Annotated in this window: 9 protein-coding genes and 1 riboswitch; of the genes, 1 reads left to right on the plus strand and 8 read right to left on the minus strand. The window is 35.0% G+C overall.

What is annotated here, in order from left to right:
• Positions 1-76: 76 nt before the first annotated feature.
• Both LCM23_RS19770 and LCM23_RS19775 read right to left on the minus strand, forming a co-directional pair.
• Positions 77-1750 carry a sigma-54 interaction domain-containing protein gene (locus LCM23_RS19770; protein ID WP_224938470.1) on the minus strand — a complete coding sequence of 558 codons (1674 nt, stop codon included), beginning with the start codon at positions 1748-1750 and terminating at the stop codon, positions 77-79.
• Between the two features lie 78 nt (positions 1751-1828).
• Positions 1829-3637, minus strand: coding sequence for a S9 family peptidase (locus tag LCM23_RS19775; RefSeq protein ID WP_224938471.1), 1809 nt, complete (start codon positions 3635-3637; stop codon positions 1829-1831).
• 304 nt (positions 3638-3941) lie between these two features.
• Here LCM23_RS19775 and LCM23_RS19780 point away from each other — a divergent pair, with 304 nt between their 5' ends.
• Entirely contained in the window at positions 3942-4895 is a 954-nt protein-coding gene (locus tag LCM23_RS19780) for an aromatic acid exporter family protein (RefSeq protein ID WP_224938472.1), read from the plus strand.
• A 364-nt stretch (positions 4896-5259) separates the two neighbouring features.
• Here the strand turns inward: LCM23_RS19780 and LCM23_RS19785 are convergent, their stop codons facing one another.
• The 6 genes from LCM23_RS19785 to LCM23_RS19810 form a co-directional block, all read right to left on the minus strand.
• A complete protein-coding gene (locus LCM23_RS19785; protein WP_224938473.1) occupies positions 5260-5595 on the minus strand; it encodes a hypothetical protein in 336 nt (111 codons plus the stop codon).
• A 132-nt stretch (positions 5596-5727) separates the two neighbouring features.
• Positions 5728-6126, minus strand: a complete 399-nt coding sequence (locus LCM23_RS19790) for a hypothetical protein (protein WP_224938474.1) — start codon at positions 6124-6126, stop codon at positions 5728-5730.
• 143 nt (positions 6127-6269) lie between these two features.
• Positions 6270-7652: a HAMP domain-containing sensor histidine kinase gene (locus tag LCM23_RS19795; RefSeq protein WP_224938475.1), complete on the minus strand. Its 1383-nt coding sequence runs from the start codon at positions 7650-7652 to the stop codon at positions 6270-6272.
• Positions 7649-8323, minus strand: coding sequence for a response regulator transcription factor (locus LCM23_RS19800; protein WP_224938476.1), 675 nt, complete (start codon positions 8321-8323; stop codon positions 7649-7651). Before LCM23_RS19800 ends, LCM23_RS19795 begins: the two co-directional genes overlap by 4 nt.
• 95 nt (positions 8324-8418) lie before the next feature.
• Positions 8419-9459, minus strand: a complete 1041-nt coding sequence (locus LCM23_RS19805; RefSeq protein WP_224938477.1) for a ribonucleotide-diphosphate reductase subunit beta — start codon at positions 9457-9459, stop codon at positions 8419-8421.
• A 25-nt stretch (positions 9460-9484) separates the two neighbouring features.
• Positions 9485-11692, minus strand: coding sequence for a ribonucleoside-diphosphate reductase subunit alpha (locus tag LCM23_RS19810; protein WP_224938508.1), 2208 nt, complete (start codon positions 11690-11692; stop codon positions 9485-9487).
• Between the two features lie 165 nt (positions 11693-11857).
• Positions 11858-12035: riboswitch (cobalamin riboswitch) on the minus strand.
• Positions 12036-12054 lie beyond the last annotated feature (19 nt).

The raw sequence follows: 12054 nt of genomic DNA on the forward strand, positions 1-12054 counted from the left end.
TTTTTTCCGCATCATTTAAATCAGCAAAAAAGTAAACGCTTACTTTTTTGATTCAAAAAAGAATAGAGTTGATTCACTAATGAATCAACTCTATTCCATACTTTTTAAGCTTTCTTGAAATTGTCGGTTGGCTTGTATGCAAAGCGGATGCGAGCTCATAGGTTGTTGTACATTTTTTTAAAGCTTTCATAATAGCTTTTTTTTCTGCTGCTTCTACTACATCCTTTAATGTCTCTATTTTGTCATTTTCATATGGAAAATCTATTTCTCGCTGATATTCTGGTGGAAGATCATTCATTGTAATGATAGACTCTTGTGAGACAATAACCAATCTCTCAATTAAGTTGGCTAATTCACGAATATTGCCTGGCCATTGATAATGGTATAAAAATTTTTTTACATCATTATGTAGATCTTTGTTGAAATGATACTTTTCGTTCGTCTGTTTTAAGAAATAATTGATTAAGGGATAAATATCCTCCCGCCGGTCCTTTAAAGAGGGGATTTCAATGGTAATTACATTTAAGCGATAATAAAGATCTTCGCGAAAACGACCTTTATTCACCATCTCTTTTAAATCTCTATTAGTCGCAGCAATAAGCCTTACATTTACATTCTTCGTCTTCGTTCCGCCTACCCGTTGGATTTCCTTTTCCTGAATAACTCTTAACAATTTGACTTGTGAAGCCAACGGTAATTCCCCAATCTCATCTAAAAATAAAACCCCTTCATCGGCTAGTTCAAACATCCCTGGTTTCCCTTGTTTATCTGCACCTGTGAAAGCACCTTTTTCATAACCAAATAACTCAGATTCAATTAATTCTTCTGGAATCGCACCACAGTTTAGTTTAATATATTTGCCCTTCATTCTTCTATTGCTTGTTTCGTAAATATATTTAGCAAGAACATCTTTTCCTACGCCTGTATCACCAAGAAGAAGAACTGTGGCATCCACATTAACAATCCTTTCGGCGGTTTCGTATACATGCTTCATTTTTTCACTTTCTATGACAATTGATTGCTGATGTATGTTAATGTTTTGTTTTAACCTTTCAATTTCTTGACGGTAAGAGAGGTTTAATTTATTTGCTTCTTTTAGAGCATTTTGTAGTTCAATCAACTGTGATAAATCTCTAATATTTGTGACAACACTTTCTACTTCTCCTGTATCGTCAAAAACTGGACTACCTGTAAGGAGCAACGATTCATTGCCAGCTCGATTAAACTGGACATGTGAAATCGTTTCTTTCTTTTCTATCACCCTTTTCGTTAACGAACTCTCGAGAATGCCTCTTTCAATTAAAGCATCGACCTTTTTGTTCATATAATAGTCTTTTGGGATCCCTGTAATTCTCTCCATTGCGGAATTGGTTAAAATGGTATTACCGTTTCGATCGGTTAAATAAATACCATCGTAAGAGTTTTCTATGATTGCTTCTAGTAGCGTATTTGCCTTCATCAAGTCACTTACTTTATTCATTAATTGAGACAATTCGGAAGATAGAACCCCTATATATAAGTAGTGATGTTGTCCTGATTGACTTCTGATAAACAGAAGAAAATCTTCATCCGTTAAAAAGGCAACCTTTATCTTTTCATTACCATACGCATTCCATCTAGGAAATAGGTCGTCAATATACGTGGAAGGCTTCCCTTTTATCAAGATACGTAATGATTCGCTCATAGAAATAATTTCACCAGTGAGCGTTGTCTCTACTGTCAATAAAAGACTACGATTCTGTACAATCATCTACTATCTTCACCTCTTCACATGGTAAACAAATAGAGGAAATAATTTCACTATATTTCCTCCTAGCTTGGAACGTAATTAACTATTCGTATCGGCGGTTTTCTTTGTGTGCTGATCAAAAAAAGAGAGAACTTCTTCAAACACAAGCTGCTCATTTTCTTTTTTAGAAAATCCATGTCCCTCATCTTGTAATAAAATATACTTTACTTCGCGTCCTTTTTTCCTCAATGCTTGCACAATTTGATCAGATTCCTCCTTCACTACACGGGGATCATTTGCTCCCTGAATAACGAGCATCGGTTTAGTCATAGCTTCCAAATAAGTAATAGGGGAGTATTCAGTGAGTTTTTCCTTATCTTTTAAGGGATTTCCAACCCATTGATCCATAATTGGTTTCCAATCTTCGGGAACTGATTCTATAAACGAAAATAAATTAGAAGGTCCGAAGATATCGACCACCGCTTTAAAATACTCTGGATGTCTACCATGTAAAAGTAGCGCCATATATCCGCCGTAGCTTCCGCCCATTAATAGAATGTCACCTTTCTTTGTATAACCTTTTTCAATTAGCCACTCTATACCAGCTATATTATCTAACCTAGGACCATCTCCCCAATCACCCTCTACCATTTTCATAAAGGACAGGCCATAACCTGTTGATCCTCTAAAATTAGGGGCAAAGATGCTATATCCATGATTGATAAGAAACTGAAAATAGGAACGAAAAGATTTTCTCTCTGCGGCTTGCGGTCCACCATGTGGCCAAAATATAACTTGGCCATTATTTACCTCTTTATTTGCTTCAAACCATAATGCTTCAATTTCTAAATCATCAAATGAAGGATAGTAAATCGTTGCCGGCTCGACAAGCTCAGATTCTTCCACACCTGGTACGCGATATTCAGTTAACTGCTTCCACTTTTCACCCTTTTTCAATTGATAAATATTGTGCGGTTTAATAGCGCTTCTTCCTAAAAGATATAAATTTCCTGAGTCATGAACAACTAATTTTTCAATGATATCACAAGGAATTTCTACCTTTTGTAAGGAATTATGATCTAATGAATAAGCATAAAGATAATCCTCCACTCCTTTTTCAGAAGTTAAATAGATGATGTGATTACTCTTATCATAATGAATGGATGAGAAACTTTCATGGTCAAGCCCGACGACTTTACGAAATTGCTTTGTCACGATATTAAATTCAGCCAAATAAGTGAAATTTTCTTTAAAGTTGGTGATCAAATAAATCGTGTCTTCCGCGGTAAACAAAGATCCAGTTACCGTATGCGCCTCTTCCTCCTTTTCAGTTAAACAAAGCTTTTCACGTTCCGTATGTACATAAGCGAGAGAATGCGTATTGGCAAATACAGTAGATGAAATATAACTCTCTTCATTTGGACTCCAACCATCTAGAAACGTCATACCTTCTTTACCCTCTAGGAAAAGTTCTTCTTGCTCTGTTTCTATATGATATCTATAAACATTTAAATAAGTTGGGTTATTTTTAGCCGAACTATAATATAAATACTGGCCATCTTTTGATAATAAGGGATTAAAATTCCTGGTTTTTTCATTATTGATTAGTTGTTTCAATTTACCACCACTTGGATGGACTGCATAATATTGCGCACACTCATCCCCATCTTGATCAAAACCCGCAAGTATAAATTTGCCACTCTTATCATAGAGAAGCCCCATGCACACTTGATTTTTGAATGTTAACTGAACTGGAAATTGTTGTGGCAAATTCATTGCCCATAAATTATAGTAGCCATTTAAATTTGTACTAAACACTACTTGGGACTCATCGGAATTAACGACAAAATCATTAATGCTTAACGTTTTTAGAAACTGATCCATCTCGGGTTTTGGAAATTGAATCATAGAGTTGCCCTCCTATTAATAGATTATTCTTATTATTCAGTATACCACACTCTATTTTACCAATTAAAACCAAACAAAAGCGAACATAGTATGACATTTTTATTTCAAATCTACTTGTTTGCAATAATTTCGCCGTAAATGCTCAAAATACCGATAGGAGGATGTACAAATGAACCTTCTTTTTTATTTATTTTTTCTTTCTTTTGATTGAAAAAGGTTCAATTGGTCATTCTGTTAATGCAGCGTGTTTATTTTAAACTTCCTTCATTATAAATGTAAGGCATATAGAAAGAGGATACTAACTATGATTAGACTATTTGGAGGGCGAATTTTCAAAACAGGCATTTCTGTCTTTATTACTGCATTTCTATGTCAGCTATTCACATGGCCACCAACCTTTGCAGTCATTACCGCTCTCGTTACGATTGAGCCTACGGCGAAAGAATCCATTCGCAAAGCACCAGCAAGATTTCAAGCTTCTTCTATAGCAGCTTCCTTCGCCGTTTTATTTACCTTTATCTTTTCAGATAGTTCGTTGGCTTACGCACTAACAGCCGTTTTCACTTTGATGATATGTACGAAGTTAAAGCTAGAAGATGGTCTACTTGTAGCCGCTTTAACCGGTATGGCCATGATTTCAATTGTACAAGAAGCTTATATGGCAACATTGTTAATGAGACTTGGAGGTACGACGCTAGGTTTATTAATTTCAACTTGTGTAAATATATTTATTTTACCCCCGAATTATTTAGTAAAAATAAGCAAAACGTCTACACAGTTATTGAATCGTATGGAAAATATTCTTGTATATGTAACAAACAACATCAAACAAGGAAATAGCAGCAGAAACGAGGTCAAACAAGTCATTGCAAAGATTGAGGAAGAAATAGCTCATTACCAACAGCTGATACAATATCAAAAAGATGAATGGCGCTTTCATAAATTTTCTAGGAAGGATGTATTTTACCTAAGGCAGAAAGAAAGGCATTTAACTATCATAAAACAAGCGTTTATCCACTTATTCCAGCTTGTAAACCTTTCTTTGAAAGAGCTTACACCTTCACCCTACTTAATGCGATTATTGCAAGATACTATACTGCATCTGAAACAGCCATCCAAGCAACCTAATGAAGAGGACTATTTCCATTTAAGGACACAATATACATTGAATGACAACCACCTTAAAATCGAGGAAAATATGCTCGCCATACAACAGCTCATCATGCAGTATCAAATGAATGAAGAAAAGTTAAGATAACTAGATGAGAATAGAAAATACGAGTACTTAAGATGTATTTATGAGAGCGTATGGTACAGAAGAGGATTTTATTTTGCAGCCTTATTTAAAATTTAAATGTAGTTAGTAACTGTTATTTTCCGTTATGAGAAGGAACTATTACTTTTAAGGCGTACTCACTCTTGGGGTTTCCTCTGAGAGCAGTGTTTCTCTCATTTACGTTACTTTTATTCTTGGGGCTTTTTCTAAAAGCAAGAATCCGCCCCTTGTACCACTCTTCTTACAGCTTTAGGAAAAAATGAATTTCCCTATTATCCTCTTTTACAATTCAACAAAAAACCACAGATCACTTAATCTGTGGCACTCTTTTCTATATTTATATTGTTCAACATTCATTGCATAGTGTGTACCCTGACACCTTATATCCTTTTCTTCTAAGAAATCGAATGCTCATGTTTTTTTCTATTTTTGATGAAGCAATAACGTGTACGCTCTTTCCATCGATTTCATGATAAAAGCGATGGAGATAAGCAATTGGAATATGCAGACGATGATGAGCCTGATCTACTTTTTCATTATAGTCCCTCACATCAACAATCCGAACATCGCTTTCTTGATTGTCTTGTAACACTTGTGCCTTCACACCAAATACCGGCAAATATCTACTATATATAAAAGTCAAAAGTAAAATGATTAAGAGTATACTAATAAACGTAAGCATTTTTCCTCCTAGGATGTTATATTCACCCTCATATTCTATACCCCTATTGGTATGAAGTCAACAAGAAGAACTCACCCTTCATATATCAATTTCTAAGCGTCATTTATTTTTTCTAAAACCTACAGCTGAAAGCTATTTTTTTATCTCACTTTCATGTTTTGTAAAAGTAAGTAATAAGAAAAGAACAAAGCTAATCAATAGGATACTTCCTCCAACAATATAAAAAACCGTATTAATCATCTCTGGCATAAAACCTGGTTTAAAGATAAACATTGCCATTCCAGCGGTTAAACCAATTGTGCCGATAATGGCAGTAGTGACATGTAATTTTGCAAGGAATCTTAGCTTCGGAGTAAATAATTGATAATATACCGCCCATGCGAAAAGTGATAGCCAGCCAACAACTAAACTATGGGCATGGATGGGTTTGAAGGCATAACTCCCTGCTCCGGCCATATGTGATCCTAGAAAAGCACCTATCACTGCAAAGATAGCAGAAAACCTAAGTAATATTTTGCTAAATTTATTCAATTGACACTCACCCTTTTCATCTTCATTCATTTGATTTTATTTTGTCATCATATGTCCTATCTCACCTTTTATGACTGACAAAATAAGGTTATAGAATGAATATGAACGGAGTATGAACAATGGTTTACAATAGAATTGTTTTGCTAATTCGATTGGTTTGGTAGCATAATTGTAAAAATCGTTCCTTCTCCTTCTTCACTTTCGACTCGTACTTCTCCTTGGTGAAGATCTACGATTGAATAAACAATGGAAAGTCCTAACCCAGAACCAGCAATGGAACGATTTCTAGAAAGGTCGGAACGATAAAAACGATTAAAAACCTTTTTCATTTCCTCCTGATTCATACCAATACCATTATCCTGAATTTGTACTTTTATCCAGCCCCCCTCTTCTTTAAGAATGATGGAAATATCTCCATTTTCCTTTCCATATTTAATGCTATTTGTGAGTAAATTTTCCCAAACAGAATAGAGCAAGGAGGGGTCCCCTTCGATCATACAATCAGGCAATGAATAACTTAGCATCATGCCTTTGTCTTCTAAATGCCACTGATATTGTTTAATCACTAACTTTAGTTGTTCACTCATATTAAATGAAACGATATTAACCATATCTTTCCTATAGTCGATAGAAGATAATAATAATAATTGATTTGTTAAATCAGACAAACGGGTTACTTCTTCTTCCATCATTGTCATTTGATTCATTTCTTCATCTGTTCTTTTCTTTTCCTTAAAAAGATGTAAGTAGCCTTTTATATTAGATAAAGGGGATTGAATATCATGTGAGATATTTGTAATAAATTCTTTGCGCATTTCATTTGCTGCTTCTAATTTTTTCGTCATTTTCATAAAACTTTGAGTGAGAGAACCAATTTCATCTTTTCTATTAGTAGGTAACTCAATACTGTACGCTCCATTAGCAATCACTGTTGTTGCTTCATTTAACTTTCTAATCGGCTTTACAATATACTTTGTACTGATGAACACGAATAAAATACTTAATAAGAGGATACCAATCAATAACCAAGCAAACATCATGTGCATTTCGCTAAATAAAAGGGAAATATCAGGTCTGAGAAAAAGAGCATACTCCCTCTCTTGATAAGTAAATGGTACACCGACAGTATTTTTAAGTTCGTTAGCAAAAAAACCGGTCACAAATGTAGCATGTGGAAAAAGGTTAATACCGTGATAAATCCGACCATTCAAAACTTGTTGAACAGCAGCACTACTTAAATTATGTTCGCGATACTCCGCTCCATAAAAAGATTCCTCTCCAAGACCATCAGTTACAAATATTTGATAACCAAAAGAGCTGATATGCGTAAGATATAGTTCCTTATTGATTTGTGGATTCTCCTCCATGAAGGTAATCGTAGCTTTCGCCATCTCTGTCACTTTGGCATCGTTTTTAGGCTTTAATGATTGTTGATAATATGCATTGCTCAATATGAATGAAATGACACTACTTAGAAGCATAATACAAATGGTTGTGAGAGCAATTTTTGAGTAAAGTGTTTTCATTTGCCTATCTCCAATGAATAACCGATACCGCGAATCGTTTTAATGATTACATCTACCTCTAACTTAGATAAGCGGCTACGTAAACGTTTAATATGTACATCAACAGTCCTTTCATCCCCAGAAAAATCAATGCCCCAGATTTGTTCAATTAATTGCTGTCTACTGTATACTCTATTTTGGTTAGCAGCCAGAAAATATAATAACTCAAATTCCTTCAGTGGTAATAGATAGGCTTTATTGCTCACTTCAATTTCATAGCTTTTTTTATTGATATATAATCGGTCGAGCATGATACTCGTTGTTCCTACCTTTCCATATCTTCGTAATAATGCATTGACACGGAATAATAACTCTTTCGGCTCAAATGGCTTTACCACATAATCATCCGTACCGACTGAAAATCCCTTTGCTTTATCATCTAATTGTCCCTTTGCCGTAAGCAGGATAATCGGGAGGTCAAAATCCCTACGAATTGTTTTTGTTAGTTGATAGCCATCCATGTTCGGCATCATTATATCTGCAATAACAAGATCGACTACTTCCGTTTCTAATATTGCCATCGCATCCTGACCATCTTTTGCCTCAGTGGTTTGATAGCCTTCTTTTTGTAAACTATCCTTCATTAAATAGCGAACATGTTGATCATCATCAACAATTAAAATTTTTTTCACAAGAAACACCTCTTCTTCTTAAAGCTTATCATTTCTTCAATTATTAAGAAGAAAGAATAAACCTTGCATATGATATGCAAGGTTTATTATAAAACTTATAATTCATCAAATCCATTATCGACTTGATTCACTTTTGTATATTGTCTTGATTTTTGTTCGAAGAAATCAGATTTGCCTTGATCTACCTCTTCATAAGCAACAATCCAACGGAGTGGATTTTTACGGAATCCTTCAAACGGTCGTTCAAATCCTAATTGATTACTGCGGACATTGGCATAAAATTTGATGTATGCTTCAAGGTCAGTAATAAGAATACCATCCATTTTATCACCGATTACTTCACGTGCCCATTCAATTTCGAGATCTGCAGCTTTTCTGAAAGTATCTTTTACAAATTGTTGCAATTCTGGTGTGTCTAATGCAGGATGCTCGTTTAAGATTTCTTTAAAGATTTTTACAAATAAATCAACGTGAATTTGTTCATCACGATTAATATAGTTAATCATCGTTGATGTAGATACCATTTTTTGATTTCTCGCTAAATAATAGAAGAAAGCGAAACCTGAATAGAAGAATAAGCCTTCTAATACTACATCATAAACGATTGATTTTAACATATTTTCCGCCGTCGGTTCTTTTACAAAATCTTTATAACCATTTGTAATAAAATCATTTCGTTCTCTTAATGTTGGTTCTGTACGCCAATAATCGAAGACTTCATCTTGCTTACTTTTTGAAACAATAGAAGAAAGAATATAAGAATACGAGTGATTATGAATAACTTCTTGTTGTGCAAGAATAATCATTAACGCTGAAAGACTAGAATCTGTTAAATAATCTGCTGTCTTCCCAGCATAGTCAGTTTGAATGCTATCTAGTAACGCTAGTAAACCGATAATCTTTAAAAAGGCTTCTTGTGCGTCCTCAGATAACTCAGGGAATTGCTTAATATCTTGAGACATATTAATTTCAAATGGTGTCCAGAAATTAGATAACATCTTTTTATATTTAGGGTAAGCCCAGGAAAATCTTACATCATCCCAGTTTAAAACGTTCGAACATTCTCCATTAATAATACCTGTTGAACGGTTTGGTGCTTCATGATTCATAATGGGACGTTTATTTAAAGTGTTCATTTATTTTATTCTCCTCTCGGTGAAATCAGCTAGAGCATGATTCACAATCTTCAATATCTGTGGAAGTAGAACGTAAATAATACGTTGTTTTCAGCCTGTTTTTCCATGCGGATACGTGAAGATCTAATAATTCTTTTGCTTTAATCGTATTTTTAATATATAGATTAAATGACACAGCTTGGTCAATATGCTTTTGACGTTTCGCATTTTGAGCAATGCTCCATTTTTGATCGATATGGTAAGCAGATTTATAGTACCACGTCGTTTGAGCGTTTAGGTCTGGTGCAGTTACAGGAATACGATAGTCTTTTTTCTCTTCTGAGTATTGCTTGTTGAAGATTGGATCAATACTCGGTGTGCTACCTGCAATTAATGCAGTTGACGCATTAGGTGCTACCGCTTGTAAATAGCCGTTTCTAATTCCTTTTGCTTTCACTTTTTCCATTAGTCCTTGCCAATCAAGTTCGCTATCACCATTCAGGTAATCTCTTTTTTCGAAATAGGCACCTGTATGCCAATCTGAACCATTGAATGCTGGGTAGGCTCCCTTTTCCTCAGCTAGATTCATAGAACTTTCAATCGTTAAGTAAGCAATTTTCTCGTAAAGTCGGTCTGCAAATTCTAATGATTCAGGGCTTTCCCAAACGACCTTATTAGTAGCTAATAAATGATGCCAGCCGAAAGTACCTAAGCCGATCGCGCGATATTTTTTATTCGTTAACTGCCCTTGGATAACAGGGATTTTATTAATATCAATTACATTGTCTAGCATTCTTACTTGAATAGGAATCAATCGATCTATGACTGCTTCATTCACTGCTTTGGCAAGGTTAATAGAAGACAGGTTACATACGACGAAATCACCAGGTGTTTTCTCGATGACAATTTTACCATCTTTTGTATACTCTTCTACTCTTGTTGTTACACTTTGATTTTGAACGATTTCAGTACAAAGATTTGTGCAATAGATCATGCCAGCATGTGCGTTTGCATTCATACGGTTCACTTCATCCCGATAGAACATAAATGGTGTTCCCGTTTCTAATTGACTGCGCATGATAGACTTCATAATATCGATAGCAGGAATTTCCTTCTTCGATAGCTCTTCATTATTGACGCATTCTAGATATTTTATTCTAAAAGTACCTGCACCAACTTCTTCATCATAATAATCTTCTAATGAGAAGCCCATTTTTTGTCGAACTTCATGTGGGTCAAATAAATACCAGTTACTACGCTCTTCTACTTTTTCCATGAATAAATCAGGTAGACAAACACCGGTAAATAAATCATGTGTACGTAATCTTTCATCACCATTATTTAACTTTGCATCAAGGAAAGAAAAGATATCCTTGTGCCAAACGTCTAGATAAACGCTAATTGCTCCTTGCCTTTGTCCAAGTTGATCGACACTTACAGCTGTATTATTTAGCTGTTTCATCCATGGAAGCACACCAGATGAAGCGCCTTTGAATCCTTTAATCATACTGCCTCTACTACGAATCTTACCTAAATAAACGCCGATTCCACCACCATTTTTAGATAGTGCAGCAATGTCTGTATTACTGTCATAAATCGAATCTAGACTATCATCAACTGTTTCGATAAAGCAGCTAGATAGTTGTCCCCAGTTCTTACCTGCATTGGATAAAGTTGGTGTAGCTACAGTCATAAATAAGTTACTCATTGCCCAGTAAGCTTCTTTTACTAATTGCAACCGATTTTTTTCTTCTTGATGCATAAGAATCATTGCAATAACCATCCAGCGTTCTTGAGGCAACTCAAAAATTCTCTTTTGGCGATCTTTTGCTACATAACGATCCGTAAGCATTTTAATCCCGAGATAAGTAAAGAGCTGATCTCTTTCAGGGACAATTTCTTTGCCTAATTCATCAATTTCTTCTTTTGTATAACTAGATAATAAAATAGGACTATAAATATCAAGATCACTTAATTGTTGAATTAAAGTATGAAAATCACCATAGGCCTGGCCACTGTACCCTCGGTTCTCCGCTGCTTGTTGATAAATCTTCTTTAAATATAAATGGGCAGCCACATATGTCCAATCAGGTTCATTAACATTTATGTAAGAAAGACATTCTAGTATTAACTGATCATAGAAACTATCTAACTCTAAGTGATTTAATTGTTCCGCACGCTTTTCTAACGCACTAATTGGTAAGTTGTTGAATTGTTGATATAATTGTTCAAAATTGACTGTCGTATCAATCATTGTTTTCAAATTTCTTCCTCCTTCAAACTATTTCTATCAAATTTAGGCATAAAAAAAACCGCCCCAGTTACACCTTGAGCGGATCAAACGACAGTATAAATACAAGTGTACAATAACACTCTTTTCATCAACTGTCGTTTCATCTTCTCAAGCCCCGAAGAATTGAAACTTATGATTAAGAAGGCAGGTATCCTGGCTTGTGTATCAATCTACTAAGAGCCTTCCCATTCTTTCAAAAGAACAGTGGTTTCCTCTTTTCGTCACACTTACAGTTGCGGGTACAGCTCCGGCTTATCCGGATTCCCATTTTAAGTCCATTTGGACTCCTTCAACCAATTACTATATGTAGTTGTCGAGAAGTA

Origin of the sequence: Cytobacillus kochii (genome assembly GCF_020171845.1) — a bacterium.
GTDB classification, from domain to species: domain Bacteria; phylum Bacillota; class Bacilli; order Bacillales; family Cytobacillaceae; genus Cytobacillus; species Cytobacillus kochii.

Coding starts and splice junctions, on each gene's coding strand:
- LCM23_RS19795 (WP_224938475.1), bottom strand. CDS start 7,652: ATGAAAACACTTTACTCAAAAATTGCTCTCACAACCATTTGTATTATG.
- LCM23_RS19770 (WP_224938470.1), bottom strand. CDS start 1,750: ATGATTGTACAGAATCGTAGTCTTTTATTGACAGTAGAGACAACGCTC.
- LCM23_RS19785 (WP_224938473.1), bottom strand. CDS start 5,595: ATGCTTACGTTTATTAGTATACTCTTAATCATTTTACTTTTGACTTTT.
- LCM23_RS19810 (WP_224938508.1), bottom strand. CDS start 11,692: ATGATTGATACGACAGTCAATTTTGAACAATTATATCAACAATTCAAC.
- LCM23_RS19775 (WP_224938471.1), bottom strand. CDS start 3,637: ATGATTCAATTTCCAAAACCCGAGATGGATCAGTTTCTAAAAACGTTA.
- LCM23_RS19780 (WP_224938472.1), top strand. CDS start 3,942: ATGATTAGACTATTTGGAGGGCGAATTTTCAAAACAGGCATTTCTGTC.
- LCM23_RS19805 (WP_224938477.1), bottom strand. CDS start 9,459: ATGAACACTTTAAATAAACGTCCCATTATGAATCATGAAGCACCAAAC.